This window comes from Paenibacillus agaridevorans, assembly GCF_018604145.1.
GTDB lineage: Bacteria > Bacillota > Bacilli > Paenibacillales > Paenibacillaceae > Pristimantibacillus > Pristimantibacillus agaridevorans.
The window spans coordinates 6,705,501-6,727,726 of record NZ_CP075889.1 but is presented as its reverse complement, the minus strand read 5'-3'; the positions used below and the strand labels follow the sequence as shown (position 1 = coordinate 6,727,726).

Annotated in this window: 22 protein-coding genes; 14 read left to right on the top strand and 8 right to left on the bottom strand. The window is 49.9% G+C overall.

Annotated elements, in window-relative coordinates; all coding sequences use genetic code 11:
• Window positions 1-7: 7 nt before the first annotated feature.
• The 3 genes from KJW29_RS26970 to KJW29_RS26960 all read left to right on the top strand — a co-directional run bounded on the left by KJW29_RS26970 (window position 8) and on the right by KJW29_RS26960 (window position 2,491).
• Entirely contained in the window at window positions 8-793 is a 786-nt protein-coding gene (locus KJW29_RS26970; RefSeq protein ID WP_214626979.1) for an AAC(3) family N-acetyltransferase, read from the top strand.
• Window positions 794-1,000: 207 nt separating this feature from the next.
• Window positions 1,001-1,546, top strand: a complete 546-nt coding sequence (locus KJW29_RS26965) for a 50S ribosomal protein L25 (RefSeq protein WP_214626978.1) — start codon at window positions 1,001-1,003, stop codon at window positions 1,544-1,546.
• Between the two features lie 402 nt (window positions 1,547-1,948).
• A complete protein-coding gene (locus KJW29_RS26960) occupies window positions 1,949-2,491 on the top strand; it encodes a DoxX family membrane protein (RefSeq protein WP_087568357.1) in 543 nt (180 codons plus the stop codon).
• Window positions 2,492-2,528: 37 nt separating this feature from the next.
• On the opposite strand, the gene KJW29_RS26955 is transcribed toward KJW29_RS26960, so the two are convergent.
• Window positions 2,529-3,512, bottom strand: a complete 984-nt coding sequence (locus tag KJW29_RS26955; RefSeq protein ID WP_214631339.1) for a DMT family transporter — start codon at window positions 3,510-3,512, stop codon at window positions 2,529-2,531.
• 159 nt (window positions 3,513-3,671) lie between these two features.
• On the opposite strand from KJW29_RS26955, the gene KJW29_RS26950 reads away from it, so the two are divergent.
• Window positions 3,672-4,523, top strand: coding sequence for a LysR family transcriptional regulator (locus KJW29_RS26950; RefSeq protein ID WP_214626977.1), 852 nt, complete (start codon window positions 3,672-3,674; stop codon window positions 4,521-4,523).
• A 30-nt stretch (window positions 4,524-4,553) separates the two neighbouring features.
• Window positions 4,554-5,279 carry a 3-ketoacyl-ACP reductase gene (locus KJW29_RS26945; RefSeq protein WP_214626976.1) on the top strand — a complete coding sequence of 242 codons (726 nt, stop codon included), beginning with the start codon at window positions 4,554-4,556 and terminating at the stop codon, window positions 5,277-5,279.
• An 88-nt stretch (window positions 5,280-5,367) separates the two neighbouring features.
• On the opposite strand, the gene KJW29_RS26940 is transcribed toward KJW29_RS26945, so the two are convergent.
• Together KJW29_RS26940 and KJW29_RS26935 are read right to left on the bottom strand one after the other, a co-directional pair.
• Window positions 5,368-6,102 (bottom strand): glucose 1-dehydrogenase, encoded by a 735-nt coding sequence (locus KJW29_RS26940; protein ID WP_214626975.1) that lies wholly within the window; start codon window positions 6,100-6,102, stop codon window positions 5,368-5,370.
• Window positions 6,103-6,206: 104 nt separating this feature from the next.
• Window positions 6,207-6,869 (bottom strand): TetR/AcrR family transcriptional regulator, encoded by a 663-nt coding sequence (locus KJW29_RS26935; protein ID WP_214626974.1) that lies wholly within the window; start codon window positions 6,867-6,869, stop codon window positions 6,207-6,209.
• A gap of 116 nt (window positions 6,870-6,985) precedes the next feature.
• On the opposite strand from KJW29_RS26935, the gene KJW29_RS26930 reads away from it, so the two are divergent.
• The gene (locus KJW29_RS26930) at window positions 6,986-7,819 is read left to right on the top strand and encodes a tetratricopeptide repeat protein (RefSeq protein ID WP_214626973.1); all 834 of its coding nucleotides are present in this window, start codon (window positions 6,986-6,988) and stop codon (window positions 7,817-7,819) included.
• Between the two features lie 117 nt (window positions 7,820-7,936).
• On the opposite strand, the gene KJW29_RS26925 is transcribed toward KJW29_RS26930, so the two are convergent.
• The gene (locus KJW29_RS26925) at window positions 7,937-9,034 is read right to left on the bottom strand and encodes a GntR family transcriptional regulator (RefSeq protein WP_214626972.1); all 1,098 of its coding nucleotides are present in this window, start codon (window positions 9,032-9,034) and stop codon (window positions 7,937-7,939) included.
• Between the two features lie 292 nt (window positions 9,035-9,326).
• Between KJW29_RS26925 and KJW29_RS26920 the strand changes: the two genes are divergently transcribed.
• The 7 genes from KJW29_RS26920 (at window position 9,327) to KJW29_RS26890 (ending at window position 15,767) form a co-directional block, all read left to right on the top strand.
• Window positions 9,327-10,949 carry a xylulokinase gene (locus KJW29_RS26920; protein ID WP_246608400.1) on the top strand — a complete coding sequence of 541 codons (1,623 nt, stop codon included), beginning with the start codon at window positions 9,327-9,329 and terminating at the stop codon, window positions 10,947-10,949.
• 2 nt (window positions 10,950-10,951) lie between these two features.
• Window positions 10,952-11,647 (top strand): L-ribulose-5-phosphate 4-epimerase, encoded by a 696-nt coding sequence (locus KJW29_RS26915; RefSeq protein ID WP_214626971.1) that lies wholly within the window; start codon window positions 10,952-10,954, stop codon window positions 11,645-11,647.
• A 42-nt stretch (window positions 11,648-11,689) separates the two neighbouring features.
• The gene (araA, locus tag KJW29_RS26910) at window positions 11,690-13,111 is read left to right on the top strand and encodes an L-arabinose isomerase (protein WP_246608399.1); all 1,422 of its coding nucleotides are present in this window, start codon (window positions 11,690-11,692) and stop codon (window positions 13,109-13,111) included.
• Window positions 13,112-13,357: 246 nt separating this feature from the next.
• Window positions 13,358-13,786, top strand: coding sequence for a MarR family winged helix-turn-helix transcriptional regulator (locus tag KJW29_RS26905; RefSeq protein WP_214626969.1), 429 nt, complete (start codon window positions 13,358-13,360; stop codon window positions 13,784-13,786).
• A gap of 138 nt (window positions 13,787-13,924) precedes the next feature.
• Window positions 13,925-14,785 carry an NmrA family NAD(P)-binding protein gene (locus KJW29_RS26900; RefSeq protein ID WP_214626967.1) on the top strand — a complete coding sequence of 287 codons (861 nt, stop codon included), beginning with the start codon at window positions 13,925-13,927 and terminating at the stop codon, window positions 14,783-14,785.
• Window positions 14,778-15,260 (top strand): anthrone oxygenase family protein, encoded by a 483-nt coding sequence (locus KJW29_RS26895; RefSeq protein ID WP_214626966.1) that lies wholly within the window; start codon window positions 14,778-14,780, stop codon window positions 15,258-15,260. The genes KJW29_RS26900 and KJW29_RS26895 overlap by 8 nt, the downstream gene beginning before the upstream one ends.
• Window positions 15,261-15,425: 165 nt before the next feature.
• Window positions 15,426-15,767, top strand: a complete 342-nt coding sequence (locus KJW29_RS26890; RefSeq protein WP_214626965.1) for a DUF2512 family protein — start codon at window positions 15,426-15,428, stop codon at window positions 15,765-15,767.
• 328 nt (window positions 15,768-16,095) lie between these two features.
• Here KJW29_RS26890 and nspC read toward each other — a convergent pair whose 3' ends face one another.
• From nspC to KJW29_RS26870, 4 genes are all read right to left on the bottom strand, one after another.
• Window positions 16,096-17,223 (bottom strand): carboxynorspermidine decarboxylase, encoded by a 1,128-nt coding sequence (gene nspC / locus KJW29_RS26885; protein ID WP_214626964.1) that lies wholly within the window; start codon window positions 17,221-17,223, stop codon window positions 16,096-16,098.
• A gap of 1 nt (window position 17,224) precedes the next feature.
• Window positions 17,225-18,463: a saccharopine dehydrogenase family protein gene (locus KJW29_RS26880; RefSeq protein ID WP_187102912.1), complete on the bottom strand. Its 1,239-nt coding sequence runs from the start codon at window positions 18,461-18,463 to the stop codon at window positions 17,225-17,227.
• A 1,197-nt stretch (window positions 18,464-19,660) separates the two neighbouring features.
• Window positions 19,661-20,518 carry a class II fructose-bisphosphate aldolase gene (locus tag KJW29_RS26875; RefSeq protein ID WP_087568330.1) on the bottom strand — a complete coding sequence of 286 codons (858 nt, stop codon included), beginning with the start codon at window positions 20,516-20,518 and terminating at the stop codon, window positions 19,661-19,663.
• A gap of 32 nt (window positions 20,519-20,550) precedes the next feature.
• Entirely contained in the window at window positions 20,551-20,730 is a 180-nt protein-coding gene (locus KJW29_RS26870) for a hypothetical protein (RefSeq protein ID WP_087568329.1), read from the bottom strand.
• 289 nt (window positions 20,731-21,019) lie between these two features.
• On the opposite strand from KJW29_RS26870, the gene KJW29_RS26865 reads away from it, so the two are divergent.
• Entirely contained in the window at window positions 21,020-22,201 is a 1,182-nt protein-coding gene (locus KJW29_RS26865; protein WP_214626963.1) for a serine hydrolase domain-containing protein, read from the top strand.
• The last annotated feature ends 25 nt before the right edge of the window (window positions 22,202-22,226 follow it).

The window sequence follows — 22,226 nt, the reverse complement described above, 5'->3', positions numbered from 1 at the left end:
GAAAAGGTTGCACACCAAAGAGAGCTTGCAGATGCAATTAGAACAGCTGGGCATTGATGCGGCTGGCACGTTATTGGTTCATTCGTCGATGAAAAGTCTGGGACAAGTCGATGGCGGCGCGGACACGGTCCTGGACGTGTTGTCCGACTATATGAAGGATGGGCTGCTAGTGTTGCCCACTCATACATGGTCGCATATAAATGCTGAGAATCCGAGGTTCTACGTGGAGGAGTCGCCGGTTTGCGTCGGCATTTTGCCCGAACTTTTTCGCAAAAGGCCGGGCGTGGCGCGTTCTTGGCATCCCACTCATTCCGTGGCGGCGCTGGGGAGGGATGCACTTGCATTTACAAACAGCGACCATCATTTCGATACTCCATGCGCCAGAGGCTCCAGTTGGGGGAAGCTGCTTGACCGGAAAGCAACGATTATGTTGGTCGGAGTCGATTTAAAGCGCAACACCTTTATTCATGGCGTCGAGGAATGGGTGGATATACCCGGAAGACTAACGGATGATCACCAGATGCTGTATACGGTTTTGGCTGATGGAACCGAAATCCCTGTGCCTTCCCGCAGACATTGCGGGCTATCGTGGTCCGAGCATTTTTGGAAAGTGGACGAAGTGCTTGAACGCAAGGGAGCGATGTATAAAGGGCGGTTGGGAGATGCCGTCGTTAGGGTATGTGATGCAGCTTTGGTGGCGGAGGTCATTACGGATATGCTCAAGGATAATCCGGATTTGTTTGCGGATAACAATCCTTTGCCGGAGCGTATCGACACGGCTGACAATCTATGATATGGTGAATGAAACCCATAGGCATTCCACTCTTAGGAGTGGGGTGCCTTGGTCTGTATTTGCGGGTTTTTACATTTAATGTATGTCTATCTATCCGAAAGGACATGGAGGTTGTGATGCTATGTTTCTCTATTTATCCCCGTGCCGGGGAGGTTCAACCGCTGCTATTACAGCGCTAAAATCACTCATGTAAAGGAGAGGTAGAGCATGGCTGCATGCATTCATACAGAAAGACGTCCGCGATTGAAATCTTCCGGACTGCGGAATTTACGTCGGGAGGGTCGTTTGCCCGGGGTCGTATTCGGAAAACACGCAGAAAACGAAATCATTCATATATCCACCAAGCAATTTGAAAAGTGGCTAAAGAAAGGGGGCTCCGGCTTTATCGAGCTTAAGCTGGCAGATGACTATTCCCTGACGGTATTGCTGGAGGACCTTCACCGCAACCCGGTGACCGGCGAGCTGCTGCATGTAGATTTCCAACTTGTTCAGTCGGGCGAAGTTATTCGTACGAAGCTTCCGGTAAAGCTATTGGGCAGCCCTATTGGAACAAAGTCGGGGGGAGTCGTGCAGGTCGAAGACCCCTATGTGGAAGTGGAGGCTTTGCCTAAGAACTTGCCGTCCGTGGTCGAGCTCGACATCAGCGCGATGGAAATCGGAGAAACGCTGTTCGTAAAAGACCTGAAATTACCGCCCGAAGTGACGGTCATATCCGGGGATAACGAAACTCTCGTATCCGTATTGAAGCCTTAATGCTTTGATGCTAAGTGAACAAAAAAGGATAATACATGCAAGAAACCAAGGAGCTAAGCGGCTTGTTCTCGCTTAGCTCCTTTTTTTTGTCATCCACTGCTGCCTTCTTGAGCAACGTGCTGTATGTGACAATTGGTGTCGGTTTCGTTACACGCCGATCATTGTGAATCTATTCACAAATTGATCAAATATTACCCCTTAACTTTGTGATTTGAATCACAATGTCAACCGTTTTTACGTTCTATAATAAAGACATCAACAAGAAGCAATCATCAATCGAAACTAACGAGGACGGTGATCCTGATGAATCATATACAACGATCTCAACCATCAGCGAGATTGAAGCTGATCTAACGCCAAAGTTAATACCGCTGCTAATAATGAAGAACGGGAGTGAGTTTCATGTTAAAATTTTGGAGAGAGAATAAAATCGCTGGTATTCTAGTCACTATTGTTCGCTTCGTAGTTGGGTTCGCATGGTTGGACGCCGGATGGCATAAAATTACGGGAGCAACGCCTTTCGATGCAACGGGTTTCCTCAACGCGGCCGTAAACAACCCGGTGCTTGATAAAGCTACAGGCGAAGCGGTTTACCCTACCTACACTGCATTTGTAGAACACTTTGCATTACCGAACGTTGGATTCATTAACGTCGCTATACCATGGGGAGAATTCCTGGTAGGACTTGGACTCATCCTTGGTACACTAACGCTTACCGCCGCATTCTTCGGAGCCTTAATGAACTTCATGTTTATGTTCGCAGGTACCGTAAGCACGAACCCGTGGCTTCTGCTTCTTGGATTGATGGTCATCTTCGCCGGCACGAACGCTGGCCGCTTTGGATTAGATCGTTACGTCCTTCCGCTTATGCACAAAGGGCTTGATCGTCTCTTCCATCGCAAACCCAAAAATCCGACAACAGATGCGGGACTGTTAGTTAAATAAACCAATTCCGAGAAAACTTCATCGAAAAAAAGGACGATCAGAGCGCTGCCTCTGATCGTTCTTTTACAGGGCTAGCGGAATAGGTTTTGTTGTCTTTTAACCGCTGTGCTTTCCTCTGGTGCATATTGTTCCGTAATAAGGCAAAGATAATGAGCAGCGTGCCGTATAATTCGTAGCTGCTAATCTGATAGCCTTGAAAGGCCATAATGACGAATGTAGTAATTGGAACAAAATTAATAAATAAGATGCCGTTAAGCGGCGATAGCCGTTTGATCCCTGAATTCCAGCACAGCAGGGCTACAAGCCCTGGCAGTAGAATCATAAAGGACATTTCGTATTTAATCGAAAGTATCGTGTGCCAGCCAGGAACGGGAACCAACCCAAAGGCGGAAGCAAGCATAACGATAATGAAAGACACTGCAGTTCCTAGCAAACATGTGAGTGTGGAATAACGCAGGATCGACCAATCTCTAAATCGGCTCTCCCCCATCGAATACACGACCCATCCCACAACTCCCGTGAAAATCAGAAGCAAAGGAACAAGATGTTGCCCGGCCATCATAAAAAATGTCAATTTCCCATTGGTAATAACGAGCAAAGCGCCGGCGAGCGCGATACCTACACTTGTGAGCGTGTATGTATTCGGTGCTTTTTTGGTTGTGATCCACAAGAGCATAACGGAAATCATCGGCATGAGCACTTCCATAATGGAGGCGGCGATTGTCCCGGATTCCCCCATGAGCTGCTGCCCGAAGAAAATGGCCATATTATAGACCACAAATGCCATCGTTCCAAAAAACAATAGAGTCTTGCCCTTTCCTTCCAGACGGAATGCCGTTTTCCCTTCTTTTATCCAAAGCAGCACGCTAAGAATGACGCCCACGGCAAAATATCGGATAAATGAAAAATAAAATGGATCAATTTGCTGCAACGCAATGTGTGCAACAGGAAACATCGCTCCCCATGACATACTGGCGATGAGACAGAGAATGGAACCTATGATGACTTGTTTGTTTAGCATGTGTAGCCTCTCCCTATAGAAATTCTGCCCAATCCTTTGTACATCACTCATTATAGGAAGGAGAATGGATATAGTAAAATGATTGAAAATTACTTTCTTCATCATTTATAATGATACTTGAAAAACATGTTTCCATTGGAGAACAGAGGCGAGGTTGCATTGGAGTTTAATGATTTGAGAATATTCCAGGCGGTTGCAACGCATGGTAGTGTCAGTAAAGCCGCATTGGAGCTAAACTACGTGCAATCCAATGTCACGGCAAGAATAAAGCTGCTGGAGAAAGAGCTTCGGACGCCATTGTTCTATCGGCATAAACGCGGGATGATCCTTAACCCGGAAGGAAAGCGGTTGTTGGAGCATTCGAGGGAAATCTTGTCGAGGATGGAGGAGATGGCACATCTATTCGAAGATAAGTCCTACCCCTCTGGTGTCCTGGAAATCGGGATCGTGGAGACGGTGAATGCACTGCCGGACATCCTATCCTCTTATTATGGCAAGTATCCCAATGTTGAATTATCATTAAAAACCGGGGTTACCGATGACTTGGTCCAACAAGTACTTGATATGAAGCTGGATGGAGCTTTTGTTACAGGCCCCATCAGGCATCCTTTAATCGAACAGCTTGAGGTTTTTCAAGAAAAGCTGGTGCTCGTAACCAAAGGAGAAAGCTTTCGTATCGAGGAAATAACGGAAAAGCCTCTCTTGCTGTACAATAAAGGCTGCGGATATCGGGAAAGACTTGAAAGCTGGATGAAGGCGGAGGGGATTATCCCGAAGCAGATCATGGAATTCGGAACGTTCGGAACGATTATAGGCAGCGTCGCTGCAGGAATAGGAATGACGATTATTCCGGAATCATCCATTACCGATCTGATTGTCAAGGGCACCGTGTATGGTCATAGCGTACCGGAACCTTATCATGAAATTACGACCATTTTTATATGGCGTAAAGACTCCTATATATCGAGCACGCTACAATGCTTTATGGATGAAATTGTTTCTTTGTTATAATGTAAGTACAGAATGGAGAGGAGCTGCACAATGGCGCAATCGTTGGAAGGAAAAGTAGCAATCGTAACAGGAGCGGCAAGAGGGATCGGCAAAGCGACGGCTGTCGCATTAGCGAAAGAAGGCGTAAACGTTGGCCTGGTTGCCAGGAGCGAGGCTTCCTTAAAGGAAGTGGCCGACGAATTGAAAGGGCTGGGCGTTAAAGCAGCTTATGCAACCGCCGATATCTCCTCCAAAGAGCAAGTGGAAGCCGCGGTGGAAGCTCTGAGAAGCGAGCTGGGCTCCGCGGACATTCTAATCAATAATGCGGGAATCGCGACATTTGGCTCCGTATTGGATATGGACCCCGAAGAGTGGAAACGGATCATCGATACGAATCTGCTAGGCACCTATTATGTCACGCGTGCGGTGCTGCCTCAATTGATCGAGAAGTCAGGCGGGGATATTATTAATATTTCCTCTACCAGCGGATTGAGCGGAGCGGCTACCTCCAGCGCTTACAGCGCATCGAAATTCGCGGTGATCGGTTTCACGGAATCGTTAGCGCAAGAGGTTCGTCGCAACAATATTCGCGTAACGGCTCTGAACCCTAGTACGGTCGCCACGGATCTGGCGCTTGATCTCAATCTGATCAAGGAAAACAACGATTCGAAGTTCATGCAAGCGGAGGACATCGCGGAAGTAATCGTCAATCAGTTAAAGCTAAATCCGCGCATCTACGTGAAGACGGCGAGTTTTATTGCTACGAATCCTTACTGAGTGTAAAAAGCAGTTCTCAACATGCTCCTAAAGAAGGCCGATTTTCTACCCCGGTAGAAAATCGGCCATTTTAATACCGCGAACCTTATTACTGTGCAGTTAGCCCGCCATCGATAATGAATTCCGATCCTGTAGAGTAGCTAGCCTCGTCGGAAGCCAAGAACAATACCATATTCGATACTTCTTCCGGTTGGGCTACGCGTTTTAATGGAATGTGTTGAGAGAAGGCTTCTACAGCCGCTTTTGTATCTTCTTGTACAACCATTGGCGTTGCAATAACGCCTGGATGTACGGAGTTTACGCGAATGCCCATCGGCGCCAGGTTGATCGCGGCTGCTTTTGTCATGCCGCGCACTGCGAATTTAGTATCCGTGTAACCTACGGCACCGGCAACCAGGCCGTTCATCGAAGAGATGTTGATGATCGAACCGCCGCCAGCTTTTATCATCGAAGCTGCCACGGTTTTCATGCCCAAGAATACAGACACTTGATTAATGTCTACGATGCGACGGTATTCTTCTTCTGTAAGATCAAGCATATTTTTAGCCATCGTAATGCCGGCGTTGTTTACTAATACGTTTACTGGACCGAAAGCTTCTTCGGCTTTCGCGACGACTTTTGTCCAATCTTCTTGAGAGGCTACGTTTTGTTTAACGAATAGAGCATTCTCGCCTAACTCGGATGCAAATGCATGCCCCTTTTCCTCATTTAGATCGGTTAAAACAACCTTTGCGCCGTGCTCTACAAATAATTTTGCATGTGCCGCGCCCATACCTTGCGCTGCTCCTGTAATAATGGCTACCTTGCCTGATAAGCGACTCATAATAAGCCCTCCTAAAATAGATTCGCTTAAAGTGATAGTCGACTATCACTATTCACACTTACTAGTAAACAACTTTCCCGTTGGAATGTCAATCTATACGCCCGTTATTGGGATGCCCGAATATAGCGTAAAAATACATCCTTCATCATCGCAAGCTGCTTGTCCGCCGAAAGCAACGTCGAAAGAGTGGCATCATGGTTGGCCAGGCTTGATTTGAATGTGAATATGCTGAAATTCTGCACCATCGTCATGATAAACACATCCAAATCAACATCCGGTCTCAATGAGCCGTCCTGCTTGCCCTGCTCGGCCAATGTTAATAAAATTTGGGCTAGTTTACTTCGTGCTAATAAATATTCCGCATATTGCTCGGGCGATTCTGCCGCTATTTTTTCGTATAAATGATAGGACTCGAAAAACTTTGCCAAACGAAGCTGGGGATCCTTGGATCCATCTATATAATAATCCAGAATTTGTTCGATTTTTTCGTATGCGGAAATTGTTTTCTCGACAATCCGTCCTACATTCGCGGCCATTTCATCCGTAATCGCATTCGTAGCGGCAATAACCAAATACTCCTTTTTAGGGAAATAGCGAAATAAGGTTGCTATTCCAACGTCGGCAGCAGTCGCAACATCCTGCATTTGTATATTTTGCACGCCTTGCTCCAAAAATAAATCCTTTGCAGTCTGGATCATTTTTTGGCGGCGTTGTTGTTTTTGTTGTTCTCGTTTACTCATTTTCGTCACACTCCAACTGTTCTTCATACATGGATTGTAACATGCCAAATTAAATTATTTATTATTTTTGAAAAGAGTTAGAATGACTTATGTAGAAATACTTATTGTGGCTGATTTAGACTTGAGGGAGAAGGTGAAGGACAGTGCCGCAAATCGTGAAAGTACTGCTTATACTGGCTGGAGTATTCATTGTCATTGTTATTGGATTTCAGGTGCACTGGTTGCTTGGAATCGGGTTAATTGCCGGACTGTTGATTTATCTGATCTACGCCAATCTTTCGACGTGGTATGTTTTGAGGGGCAATGCGGTTTATGCGCAGGGGGACATGGATAAAGCGCTGGCGTTTCTGGAGAAGGCGTATAAATCGAAAAACGCCAACCCTCAGCATCATATTCAATATGCATTTTTGCTTATGAAGGTCGGGGAGCGGGAGAAGGCGGAGAAAGTGCTGCAGAAGCTCCTGCAGGTCGCTACATCAACGGATGTTCGCATGCAGGCTAAGTCCAATCTGGCGACCGCGTACTGGCTGCTGAACAGGCAGGACGAGGCGATTCGGCTGCTGGAGGAAATCTGTCAGGATTATAAAACGGTGACGGTGGTCGGAAACCTGGGGTATTTCAAGCTGCTGAAAGGCGATCTGGAGTCTGCGCTTGCGTTTAATGAGGAAGCCTATGAGTACGACGACAACGATCTGACCATTACGGATAACTTGGCGCAGAATTACTATATGCTGGGCAGGTTGGACGAGGCGGCAAGGATGTACGAAAAGGTGATGGCCAAATCGCCTAGGTATGCGGATTCGTATTACTATTATGCTAAAACGCTTGAAGGGCTGGGGCGGAACGAGGAAGCGGCAGAACAAGCCGGGTTGGCGTCCGAAAGAACGTTAGCGCTGGTTACTAGTATTACAAAATCCGAGATTGAACAATTAAAAGATAAGTTAGCCACGGGAACGGATGTAGTAGAAAAGATTTGAGCTCGTACAAATAAATGAAGATACAGGCTGGCACAGTATGTCTTATAAGGCACTCTAGCCTGAGTGCCTTATTTGCATCCTTGGCAACAGAACCATGCCATAAGCAAGAGTAGGATCTCATAATCGCCTCGTCTCAATCGCCTTTACCGTCTCGCCCTCGATTAACTCGGGCTGATAGTAGATGCTCGACGGCAAGTCCCGTTTGCCCTGCAAATATTTGATGACCCAATCGGCCGCATCGCGCCCCATCTGTTCTTGGGGGTGGGTCAGCGTCGTTAGCATGATATTCGCGTTTTTGGCGATATACGAATTGTCCTGGCCTATGATGGACAGCTCGTCCGGAATGCTGATTCCAAGCCTTCGGCACGCATGCACCACTTCCAGACCCACCTCGTCGTTATAGCATACCAGCGCGGTCAATGTTTCCCGATTATCGACCAGGAATTCCTCCAGATTGACGGACAGATCCGGCTTCGTCTCCGTGTCGAAGGACAGCACCTGCTCGGGGTGGAAGCGAAGCTTGGCTTCCCCAAGCGCCTTGATGTAACCTTTCATTCGATATTTCCCTTGCAAATCATCCATTTTTGCGATTATCCCGATCCGGGTATGGCCCTTGGCGATCAGCTCCCGAGTGGCGAGATAGCTGGACTGCACGTCGTCGAGGCAAAAAAATGGAACCTCCAGCTCTTCGTAATAGGCATTAATCATCGTAAAAGGAACCTCCCGTTCCTTAAACGACAAGTAGTACGCAATGTTAGGGTTGTAGACGTTGCTTCGGGTAGGCTCGATTATGAGTCCGTCCACGCCGTAGGACAACATCATCTCGAGCGCCTTCTTCTCCTGCATGATGTCGTTGTTCGTACTCGCGAGCAGCAGGGAGTAGTTATCCTCGTTCAGACGGCTCTCGATGCCGCGGATAATGGAAGGGAAGATATAGTCGGAGATATAGGTCGTAATGACGCCGATCGTTTTTTTTGCAGCGGCTCCGCTCGTTTTGGAACGATATTGGCTGCTGACATACGTGCCGGAGCCTTTCTCGCTCCGCAGAAACCCCACGTTCGAGAGCTCAAGAATGGCCTTCCTGACAGTCTGCCGACTGACCCCGTAGCTTTCCTGCAGAGCCAGCTCCGTAGGAATTTGTTCACCGGCCTTGTAGGTCCCCGACAGGATGTTGCTTTTAATATCATCTATAATGATCTGATACTTGGGCTTCACGATATCCACTTCTTTCATTAGTGTTCGGAAAGTTGTACGTACATATTCTATCACGATTATTGCAGAATGAAAATGCAACAAAAGGTAGTGACGGGGACATTGTGGGTATAACTATCCAATTTCATTGACAAATGTACGTACAAAAAATATACTAAGGCTGTCAGTAAGGGAAAACGCCTTCTTCCATATGTCAAGCGACTGGTTTATTATGGGATCTGTCGGACAGACGGGAGCGGCTATTATAGCATTAACAATCGTCTGGACTTGCAACCGCGAAGGGGAGAGGATAAACGTGACCAGGAGTCAAGTGAACGTAAAGGAATCAATAACCAAGGGCGAAACATCGCTAGGGATAGAATTGGGGTCGACGCGGATCAAGGCGGTACTGATCGATCAACGATTCGAGACGATCGCATCGGGGAGCTTCGAGTGGGAGAATCAGCTAAAGGGCGGATATTGGACTTACAGCCAGGAGGATATCCTTAAGGGTCTCCAGACCGCTTACCGCGAATTAAAGCAGGAAGTAGACCGGAATTATGGGGTGACTCTTCGGACCGCAGGCTCCATAGGCTTTTCCGCGATGATGCACGGTTATCTGGCATTCGACGGCAAGGGCGAGCTGCTAGTACCTTTCCGGACGTGGCGCAACGCAACGACGGGACAGGCGGCCAGGGAGCTTACGGACTTATTCCAATTCAATATTCCCGAGCGTTGGAGCATCGCGCATCTCTATCAAGCGATCTTAAATGAGGAGGAGCATGTCCCTCGCATTGATTTCATAACGACGCTGTCGGGTTACATCCACTGGCTACTGACCGGCAACAAAGCCATCGGCATCGGGGACGCCTCCGGCATGTTCCCTATTGATGAAGCCAGCCATAATTATCACGCGACAATGATGGGACAATTCGACGATCGGATTGCGTCCAAAGGCTACGCATGGAAGCTGGAGGAGCTCCTGCCCAAGGTGTATGTCTCCGGCGAGCAAGCCGGCGAGCTTACGGAAGCGGGGGCGCTTCTGCTGGACCCTGCAGGCGATCTGCAGTCCGGCATTCCGCTCTGTCCGCCGGAAGGCGACGCCGGGACGGGCATGGTGGCGACCAATAGCGTAAAGAAACGTACGGGCAACGTCTCCGTGGGCACATCCGTATTCGCCATGATCGTGCTGGAGAAGGAATTGTCCAAGGTATATCCGGAGATCGATATGGTCACGACGCCGGATGGCAGTCCGGTCGCCATGGCGCATGCCAACAACTGCTCCAGCGATCTCAACGCCTGGGTGGGATTATTTCGTGAGTTTTCCGAGGCGATGGGCTTCGAAATCGATTCCGGCAAGTTGTTCAGCGTGCTGCTGAACAAGGCGCTCGAGGCCGATCCGGATGGCGGCGGACTGCTCAGCTACGGCTATCTGTCCGGCGAAAATATTACGGGCATCGAGAAAGGCCGTCCATTGTTCGTCCGGTCTCCGGAGAGCCATTTCAATCTGGCTAATTTCATGCGGACGCATCTGTTTAGCGCTTTCGGGGCGCTGAAGCTTGGGATGGATATTCTGACTGAAAACGAGCATGTGGCGATCGACAGCATACTGGCTCACGGCGGTCTATTTAAAACTCCGGTAGTCGGACAACGGATCGTAGCCGCCGCGCTAAACGTCCCCGTTTCGGTGATGTCCACGGCCGGAGAAGGCGGGGCCTGGGGCATGGCGCTGCTGGCCTCCTACTTGACGGGCAAGGCTTCGGGAGAGAGCCTGGCCGACTTCCTCGAGGGCAAAGTGTTTAAGGATGTCGAAGGAACGGAGATCGCTCCGGATGCCAAGGATGTTGCAGGGTTCGGGGCCTTCGTCGAACGCTATAAGGCAGGGCTGGCCATCGAGCAGGCTGCCGTCGAGCATCTGCTCGAGAACGGGGGGCGCTAACGTTGTTGGAGCTGTTGAAGGAAGAAGTATATCAAGCCAATCTGGATCTGCCGAAGCACGGTCTCGTGAAATTTACTTGGGGCAATGCGAGCGCGATCGATCGGGAGACCGGCCTGTTCGTCATCAAGCCAAGCGGAGTGAGCTACGAGAAGATGAAGCCGAGCGACATGGTGGTGGTGGATCTCGAGGGCAACGTGGTCGAAGGCGACTTAAGGCCATCCTCCGATACCGCTACGCATGCCGTTTTGTACAAACATTATTCGACTATCGGCGGTATCGTGCACACCCACTCCACCTGGGCGACCATCTGGGCGCAAGCGGGACTGGATGTGCCCGTCATGGGCACGACGCATGCGGATACCTTCTATGGCGCGGTTCCTTGCGCACGGTTTTTAAACCAAGAAGAAGTTGACCGGGGATACGAGGCGGAGACGGGTCATGTCATTATCGAGACATTCGAGCAGCGCGGGCTGGACGTCATGGCGATTCCGGCCGTCCTGCTGCAAGGTCATGCGCCGTTCACCTGGGGCAAGGATGTGAAGTCGGCGGTTGTCAACAGCGTCGTGCTGGAGGAAGTGTGCAAGATGAACCTGTACGCGCGTCAATTGAACCATTTTGCCAAGGAGCTGCCGCAGGGCATTCTGGATAAACATTACCTCCGGAAGCACGGCAAGGACGCCTACTACGGGCAGAAGTAAGGGACTTATTCCACAATTCATATAGAAAAGAGGATGATCAGGTTGTCAGCAGCAGATAAACAATTTTGGTTCGTCGTAGGTTCGCAGCATCTGTATGGGGAAGAGGCGCTGGCCGAAGTGAAGGCGCACGCGCAGACGATGACCGATGCCTTGAATAACAGCGGCTTGCTTCCTTACCCGCTTGTGTTGCAGGATTTGGCCGTAAGCGCGGATAAGATCACAAGCATCATGAAGGAAGTCAACTATCGCGACGAGGTGGCCGGCGTCATAACGTGGATGCACACGTTCTCGCCCGCAAAGATGTGGATTCGCGGCACAAATCTGCTCCAGAAGCCTCTTTTGCACCTGGCCACGCAATACAACGAAAGCATTCCTTGGGCCACGATCGACATGGACTTTATGAACCTCAACCAGGCTGCTCACGGCGATCGCGAATACGGCTTCATCAACGCCCGTCTGCAGAAACAAAATAAAATCGTCGTCGGCTACTGGGAGCGTCAGGCAGTGCAGCAGCAGATTGCCGATTGGATGGACGTAGCAGTTGCGTACAACGAAAGCTTTAACATTAAAGTCGCCCGGTTCGGCGACAATATGCGCAACGTCGGCGTAACGGATGGAGACAAAGTCGAAGCCCAGATCCAATTCGGATGGACGGTGGACTACTATGGCATCGGCGACCTCGTGCAATACGTGAGCGCTGTCACCGAGCAGGAGATCGACGACCTGATGGCGCAATACGCCGAGCTTTACGTGTTCGAATACGGCGAAAACGGCAAGGAAGCCTGGGAAGCCAGCGTCAGAATCCAAGCGAGCTACGAGATCGCTATCAAACGGTTCCTGGACGAGAAAGGCTACAATGCCTTTACGACGAACTTCGAAGATCTGCATGGCATGAAGCAGCTTCCGGGTCTCGCGGTGCAGCGCCTGATGGCGCAAGGCTACGGCTTCGCCGGCGAGGGCGACTGGAAGACTGCCGCGCTTGACCGCCTGCTAAAGGTCATGAGCCGCAATCAGAACACGGGCTTTATGGAGGATTACACGTACGAGATGGCGGCCGGTCAGGAAGCGATCCTGCAATCCCATATGCTCGAGGTCGATCCAACCCTGGCGAGCAGCCGGCCAAGGATCATCGTGTCCCCGCTCGGCATCGGCGATCGCGAGGATCCGGCGCGTCTCGTATTCGACGGCAAAGCCGGCGAAGGCGTCGTTGTCTCCATGGCGGACTTCGGCACGCATTATAAGCTGCTCATCAACGAGGTATCCGCGTTCGAGCCGACTATCCCCGCTCCCAAGCTGCCCGTCGCCCGTGTGTTATGGACCGTGAAGCCGAACTTCCAGGATGGGGTCAGGGCCTGGATCGAAAATGGCGGCGGACACCATACCGTTGTTTCCTTAAATCTAACGACGGACCAAATCGTGACCTACGCGAAGCTGGTTAACTTGGAGTATGTCGTTATTAAGTAACTCATCATTGAACAGGCAATGCCCAAAAACCGTTTTTTGCGTAAATGGCGGAACTCAAGCCGATTTACGTAGAAACGGTTTTTTTTCGAGGGGAGGTAAAACTTCGACAAAATATCAGCCGTACTGAATTAAGCTTTGTCCTGAGCAAGCTTTGTTGGAAATATATACTTTACAAATTATTCTCTTTATCGTATTGTTGTATGTGCAAACAATTTTATGATCATAAGCTGAACTGAGGTCATCATCATGATGGAAGTTTATCTGAAGGAATGCCTATATTTCACGGCATCCCGTCTGCATCGGATTACTACGAAGCTCGTAGAGGATGAATTCGCCAAATGCGGCTTGCCGCCGAACGGCGCGTTTTTGCTGCTCACGGTTCTTGAAGATGAGGGAATTAACCAGAAGAAGCTGGGGCAGACCCTACATCTGCAGCCATCCACGGTCACTCGTCTGATCGAGAAACTGGTGCATAAGGGTGTCATCTATAACCGTGTCGAGGGCCGAACCTCGCTTATCTACACGACCGACAAAGGAAAGTCGCTGGAGCCCGTCATTCACGAATGCTGGGAGCGGCTGCGGGTACGAGTAAATGAAATTCTGGGCGAGCAAGAAAGCGCGGAATTAACGTTGCGGCTGGACCAAGTGAGCGAGATGTTGGAGAAAGCCGACTAACGGTTTTCTCTGTTCCTATAGTTGCTTGTACAAACAAATAAAATTCAAATCACTTTGAGGAGGCGATGTGCGCTTCGAGATTGGTATGCCCCTTGGATTCACTATTTGAACGCTCTAACCATTAGGAGGAGGATGAATATGATCGTGAATCAGAATGAAGTTTCGGACCAGCCGGTATTGATCATCGGAGGCACAGGCAAGACGGGGCGCAGAGTCGCTGAGCGGCTGAAGAGCCAAGGGGTTGAAGTGAGAGTAGCTTCGCGAACGGGAGCTGCGTATTTTGATTGGACGGATCAATCGACCTGGGGGAAGGTATTGGAAGGTGTAAGCGCGGCGTATGTGGCCTATTATCCTGACCTTGCCGTTCCCGGAGCGGCAGAAGATATCGCGGCTTTCTCGAGAGTAGCAATCTCGATGGGCGTACGCAAAATTGTTCTGTTGTCGGGACGTGGAGAAGAAGGGGCGTTAATGGCCGAGCGGGAGCTTCGGAATTCCGGAGCGGACTGGACAATCGTTCGGGCGAGTTGGTTCAACCAGAATTTCAACGAGGGTATTCTGGTTGATGCCGTGCGGAGCGGCATCATCGCTCTTCCGGCTGGCGATGTAACGGAGCCGTTCCTCGACGTGGACGATATTGCGGATGTCGCGGTCGAAGCGCTGACCGACGACCGGCATATCGGCCAGATCTATGAGCTGACGGGACCGGATTTGCTTACTTTCGTCGAAGTTGCGGATATCATCGCAACTACAAGCGGTCGCGATGTTCAGTTTGTGCGCATCAGCACTGAGGATTTTGTAGCAGGCCTGCGCCATGAGGGATACCCGAAGGATTTCATCGATCTGCTGGTCGACTTATTCACCAGGGTGCTGGATGGCCGCAATTCGACGATTACGGACGGAGTGAAAAGAGCGCTTGGACGGGAGCCTCGCCCATTCCGGGCGTTCGCGCGTGACGCGGCGGCAGCAGGTCAATGGTTGGCGGTGAACGTTAATGAATGACCTCGCCTATGTACTGACCATTGCAACCGGAATTGCAACTGCCATAGTAGGAGGCGTATTATTTGCTTTCTCGGGCTTCGTCATGAAGGCGCTCGCCCGCATATCCGCTGATCGCGGCATTGCGGCTATGCAATCGATCAACATTGCGGTGCAAAATTGGCTCTGTTCGTTGTTGTTTTTCGGAACGGGACTGACTTGTATCGTCCTTATGGTATGGTCGCTGATAAACTGGGGATTGCCGGAAACGGGCTATGTGCTTGCGGGAGGGGTTTCGTATATTTTCGGTGGTTTGCTTGTGACGGGCGCCTTCAATGTCCCTCTTAACAACAGGCTGGCGAAGGTGGATCCCGTTAGCGAAGAAGGGCATATCGTCTGGAGGAGATTTGTGCCGGTTTGGATGGTGTGGAACCACATTAGGACCGCCGCATGTATCGCAGCGTCGATCGCCTTTATAACTGGACTTCTTGAAATGTAAGGGAAAGGAAAGCTGCCCCTCGCGGCTTGCCGTCTGATTAGGCCCGGCTTCGTTCAGCCTCCACAAATATGAGTCGCCGAATAAAGACTGCCCGGTGTGGAATTCTATACCTATACGCGGATAAATCAGCGTAACCGGCAGCTCTAAGGAGGTCGACTTACCCGGATGTTGAAGTTTATATTGAAGTGGCTTGTCAACGGAGCCATCGTTGTCGCGCTCCTCTTGTACTATACGGACATTGGATTCTGGAATGCCGCGCTTGCCGCCACCGGTTTAACAGTGGTGTCCTATTTGATCGGCGATCAATTTCTGCTTCGGACAACTAACAACTTTTTTGCCGCTTTATGCGATATCGTTTTGGCCGCCATCTATCTGGCCGTGTTATCCTACGGCTTCAGCTGGGACTTGTCTTGGGGAGAAACGGCGTTTCTAGCCTTCCTGTTCGGCGTGGCGGAGTGGGTGCTCCATCGCTTTCTATTCAATGAAGAGTTTAGAGTCTCTGGCTAGAAGCAGCGTTGAGCCAACGTGAATCCACAGTAGCGTTTTCAAGAAACGGACTGGGCAAGGAAAAGAAATCTAACGGACATAAGCGACGCTAAATGCGGGTTTTTCGCCAAGACAAACGTTTAACGGACATGATAGCCCTTATAGCAACGAAATCAAGCCATTTTCGGCTTGTATCGTGCTAATAGGGGCTCTCATGTCCGTTACAATGATGAAGCGCCACAAATGTGACGATTAGCGTCGCTGATGTCCGTTAGCGTCAAACGACTCTCGCAACGGTGGCTTCCAATTTCCCGAAAAAAGGGGAGTTGGAAGCCACCGTTTTAAGCGTTTATGCAAGTCTAACTTTGAATTCCTCGTAACCGAACTCGCGAACAACCTCGCAGTCGCCATCGGCGTACTTGATGGCAATCGCCGGAAGCGGCATGCCGTTAAAGGTGTTGGTCTTAACCATGGAGTAGATGGCCATGTCGCCGAATACCAGTCGGTCGCCCTCCTTGAGCGGCTGGTCGAACGAATAGTCGCCGATCACGTCGCCCGTCAGGCAAGTTTGCCCGCCGAGACGGTACGTGTAAGGTTTCTCGCCGGATTCGCCCGAACCTTCGAGCGGCGGGCGGTAAGGCATCTCCAGCACGTCCGGCATATGGCAGGTTGCCGACGTGTCGAGGATGGCGATGTCCAGGCCGTTCTCATGAAGATCCAGAACGGAGGTAACCAGGTAGCCCGCGTTCAGCGCGATGGCTTCGCCCGGCTCCAGGTATACTTGAAGATTGTATTTGTCCTTCATGCGGTTGATGCAGGCGTCGAGCGTCTCGAGATCGTAATCCTCTCTCGTGATATGATGGCCGCCGCCGAAGTTGATCCATTCCATGCCGTGCAGGAACTCGCCGAATTTCTCTTCCACGGCATCCAGCGTCGTGGCGAGATCATCCGAGTTCTGTTGGCATAGCGTATGGAAGTGCAGGCCCGTTACGCCTTCCAGCAGCTCCGGACGCACTTGGTCGCGCTTGGCGCCGAAGCGGGAGCCCGGGGAGCAAGGATCGTAAATTTCGTGTCCGACTTGCGTGGAGCACTCCGGGTTGATGCGGAGGCCTACCTTCCTGCCGGCCGCAAGCGCTCTGTCCTTGTACTTCTCCAGTTGGGAGAAGGAGTTGAAAATAATGTGATCGCAAATCTCGATGATTCTGTCGATCTCGTCTTCACGATAGGCAGGGGCAAAGACATGATTTTCTTTGCCCATCTCCTCGTGGCCCAAGCGGGCTTCGTACAGGCCGCTGGCCGTGGTGCCGCTAAGATATTGTCCGATCAAGGGATACATGGCCGTCATCGAGAAGGCTTTCTGAGCTAATACGATCTTGGCACCGGTCCGCTGCATGACGCCGTTCAGGATCTTCAGATTGCGCTCGATGAGCTCGTGATCAACTACGTAACAAGGAGTCGGGAGTTCTTCGAAGCGCATCTTAGCGAACCAGCTCCGCTTTCTTAGAATCGGCGTGATCGTTGTCGACCAGCACAGGGTTGAAATCTTCGACCCATGGCAGTCCCCACTTGTTTAGCTCTTCCATGAACGGATCCGGATCGAACTCTTCGATGTTGAACACGCCCGGTTTGTTCCACTTGCCAGTCAGAATCATCGCAGCGCCGATCATGGCAGGAACGCCCGTTGTGTAGGAAATCGCTTGGGATCCCACTTCTTTGTAGCACTCTTGGTGGTCGCAGACGTTGTAGACGTAATACGTTTTGTCTTGACCGTCCTTCTTGCCTTGGAAGATGCAGCCGATGTTCGTCTTGCCCACCGTGCGAGGTCCAAGCGATGCCGGATCCGGCAATACCGCCTTCAGGAATTGAAGCGGAATAATCTTTTTGCCTTCGTATTCAATCGGCTCGATGGAAGTCATGCCGACATTCTCAAGCGCCTTGAGGTGCATCAGATAGCTCTGGCCGAAAGTCATGAAGAAGCGGATACGCTTTAGGCCCGGCATGTTCACCGCAAGGGATTCCAGCTCTTCGTGGTACAGCAGGTACATATCCTTTTGGCCAACCTCGGCGAAGTTGTACTCGCGTTTGATTTCCATCGGCTTGGTTTCGATCCATTCGCCGTTCTCCCAATATCTGCCGTTAGCCGAAACCTCGCGGATATTGATCTCCGGGTTGAAGTTCGTCGCGAACGGGTAGCCATGGTCGCCGCCGTTGCAGTCCAGAATGTCGATATATTCAATTTCGTCAAAATAGTGCTTGAGCGCGTAAGCGGAAAATACGCCTGTTACGCCAGGGTCGAAGCCGCTGCCCAGAAGCGCCGTGATGCCGGCTTTCTCAAAGCGCTCGCGGTAGTCCCACTGCCACTTGTATTCGAATTTAGCCGTGTCTTCCGGCTCGTAATTAGCTGTGTCCATGTAATGCGTTTTTGTTGCAAGGCATGCGTCCATGATCGTAAGATCTTGGTAAGGCAGCGCCAGGTTCATGACGATGTCCGGCTTGAAATCGTTGATCAGCGCAATGAGCTCATCCACGTTGTCGGCATCAACTTGAGCCGTCGAAATTTTTGTTTTGCCGCCATCAAGTTTTTCTTTTAAAGCGTCGCATTTGGACTTCGTCCGGCTTGCGATGCAAATTTCCGTAAAAACGTCGCTGTTCTGTACGCATTTGTGAATCGTTACCGAGGCTACGCCGCCGCAGCCGATGATTAGTGCTTTGCTCATTGTTTTTAGCTCCTAACGTTGTGGGTTGTGGTGGAACTGCGTTCCATATCATTCCGAGTCGCCTTTGTATCTGCTACCTGCCATCATTTGCCATCAACGTCCAATAAGCAAAAAAAGCAAATGCAAATACGCTTAGTCGCGCATCACACTTGCTTTGATATCATCACCAATTAAAAAGCTCGGGGCTGTCTTATTACATCAGTACATCAGTAATAAACAGACTTCGGTAAGGAAGCTCTTTAATATTCGGATATATCATCATTTGATCAGAGTCTATATAGCAAATAATCACTTTTACCACTCTTATTGACCGTTTCACAAGTTGATGTGCGGATGCACAGGTTGTAAAGTAACCAACTTATAAAATTTGAGCTCTTAACTCAATCAATAAGGCAACTAAAGTTGCCAATCGGCATTTGACCCGGCTGTCCGTATGGCCTTAACTCCCCCGATGGGTTGTGGTCAAAAATTATCTGCTTCAATGATCAGGATATATTGAATATCGGCTTTCTCACTTCCACTAGGATATATTATCACAAAAATCGCAATAAGCAATAGGTAATTTCAAAAAAAAAATTACTCCAAGTTTTGGAGAAGGACTATAGCCGGTTTTACGGAATATAGAACTTTATGAAAAAACACCATGTCATCCTTACGATCTTCGTTTTCGTCTCCAAGGTATCGCTTTGCGCAATGTAGACCTTCGGCTTAATCGCTTGTACGGAGCCGGTCTTAACATTGTTAGCGAACCGGGTGTGGGGACGACTGTATCTTTTAAAATATAGGTATAAGCGAGTTAATCCTGGGGTTTGGATAATTTCACAAACAGTACAACAATTGAGCGAAAATACACAATTAAGATGAGGGAAGGGCCATTTATCGGTACATTTGTACATATATACACAATTATTGGTTCAAAGAGGTCCCGAACGACGTTAGGAAGCGATAATTTATGTATTTTCGTACAATTTGCTTTACAGGATTCCATTTGTTAAAGAAATTGGGGATAAATGCACAAATGTGCAGAGAAGCCGATTTCCGGGCCAAGCCATGTACAGCCCCGGCAACGAGTTTCTCATCGTACGCTAATCAAAAAACAGCCCGAAAATCCTGCAACAGGATTTTCGGGCTGTTTGGCGCCGCCAAAGGACGACGACAGCCGTTTCACCGTGGCTCGGCAGGCATCAGCCTGTCCGATTAAGCTTTGTTGGAGGATCCGAATTCTCTGATCTTGCCGATGACGGTTTGTTTGATGGCTTCGCGGCCCGGGCCGATGAATTTACGCGGATCGTAAACTTCGCCGTCAGCAGCTAGAACCTTGCGAACAGCTGCCGTGAACTCCATTTGGTTCTCGGTGTTTACATTGATCTTAGCTGTGCCAAGAGAGATAGATTTTTTGATATGATCCGTCGGGATGCCAGTGCCGCCATGAAGAACGAGCGGAAGTTTGATCACTTGGCAAATTTCTTCCATTTCTTTAAAGCCCAGGTTCGGCTCGCCTTTGTAAGGACCGTGCACGGAGCCCAGCGCGGGAGCGAGGCAATCGATGCCCGTACGTTGAACAAGCTCGAAGCACTCCTTCGGATCCGCATAAATTACGCCGTCAGCGATAACGTCGTCTTCTTGTCCGCCAACAACGCCCAACTCGGCTTCAACGGAAACGCCTTTGGAATGAGCGTATTCAACGACTTTTTTTGTCGTCTCGACGTTTTCTTCGAACGGGTGGTGGGAAGCATCGATCATAACGGAAGTGAAGCCTGCGTCGATAGCCGCTTTACACTTCTCGAAGCTGGAGCCGTGGTCGAGGTGGATAGCGACCGGAACCGTGATTTTGGATTCTTCGATCAGGGCGCTAACGATAGCCGTAACGACCTTGAAGCCGCCCATATATTTGGCCGCGCCTTCGGATACGCCGAGGATTACCGGAGATTGCTCGGATTGAGCCGCGTCGAGGATCGCTTGCGTCCACTCCAGGTTGTTGATATTGAACTGTCCTACCGCGTAACCTTCTTTAAGCGCTTTGTTCAGCATGTCCTTCATGGATTCCAATGCCATTGTTGATTGCCTCCTACATTGTGTTTTTTAGATCATTGCTCTATGGTCTTGCCGCACTTCCCGATCGGGATACGGTCTGCGGGATCCTTCTTCAGCTTAGTCTCTTCCTCATTGGCATGTTTGCATACCAGCGCGCTAACAAACCAGGCAGTTCCCGGCAGGCTCGTCTTCCAATCTCCTGTCCAATTGTCATTCAATTGTTTATTATACATGATCTCTGCAAATTTAGCCGCAGTTCAGCGTGAAAAAACAAGCATTTCCCTGTAATTTTTGTGTCGGAGCATGTGTAAGCGTTAACTTTAGGTAAATAAAGGATGCGAGAGGTTGTAAAGGGCTGTTATGATGCGTCGTGGTCTCCATGCCCGACTGTCTTGGTCGACGGTTGGAGCACGAAAAAGACGGCTTAACCCCGAATTTCGACCGTTGAGTCCAAAAGCATATGATATTGTTTGATTCCAGATTAAATTGGGAAGGAAGCAGAGTTGAGACGGAGGTGCCTCTATGAAGAGAGGAATAAAGATATTAGCCGGTGTAGTTGCGCTGGCTCTCATTGGTTATGGCGTACTGGCCATCATGAACCGGCCCATATCCAGGGAGGCGGTTAACGCCAAGATCCAAAAGCGCCTGAACGAGCTGGTGGAAGACGATCCGTTGTTGTCCAGCGTCCTATTGACGATCTACTCCAATGAGACGGGTTACTTCGGACAGTTTGCGGCGGGTACCAAAAATCACGACACGGAGGAGCCCGTTCATGTCGATAGTCCCTATCATTCCGCCAGCATCGGCAAAACGATGTGCGCCGCGATCTTTGGCAAGCTGGTTGACGAAGGCATCATCAGTTTTGACGATTCCATTGATACGTGGCTGTCGCAGGATACGCTTGAGGGATTATTTGTAATAGAAGGAGTGGATTACAGCCAAGAAGTTACATTGAGGCAGCTGCTGAATCATACTTCGGGAATCGCGGATTACTTCGAAGGGCCTGTCGTGAGAGGGAAGACGATGTTGGAGCGTATAGCCAAGAACCCGGACGAAACGTTTACTCCGCAGAGCCTGATTGCTTTTACAAGGGATAACCAGCAGCCTGTCGGCCGGCCGGGACAGCAATTCCATTATTCGGATACCGGATACGTATTGCTCGGTCTCATACTGGAAGCCATTGAAGGCAAGCCGTATTCGGACATCCTGGCCGAGCAAATATTCCGTCCCTTGGGTATGGACGACAGCTACCTGATGCTCCATCATGGCGACCCGTCCGATATCATCGGAATTTATATCAACGGCATTGATTATAGCGGCAAAAAGGCATTATCGGTTGATTGGGCCGGCGGCGGCATTGTTACTACAATGAAGGACTTGTTACTGTTCATGAGGGCACTGGAAGCGGGGGATATCGTGTCCGAGAACGTGTATGGCGAAATGAGCGACTTTGCACAAAGGTACGAGAAGGGGATTTATTACGGTCTGGGCATGATGTATTTCGACTTTAGCGAGCTGTCGTTTCTGCTGGGTTCCATGACCGATTTGTATGGCGGCGTCGGCGCGACGGGGACCTTTATGTTCTACGACGAGAAGAAGGACACCTACTATATGGCCAACTTCGGCTCGCTTGATTACGCCGAGAAGGGAATAGAAGAACTGGTAAAAATAAGAATGATATATGATAGAATGAGAGTGGATTAATCGACGTGCATGCTGTTATATAGGA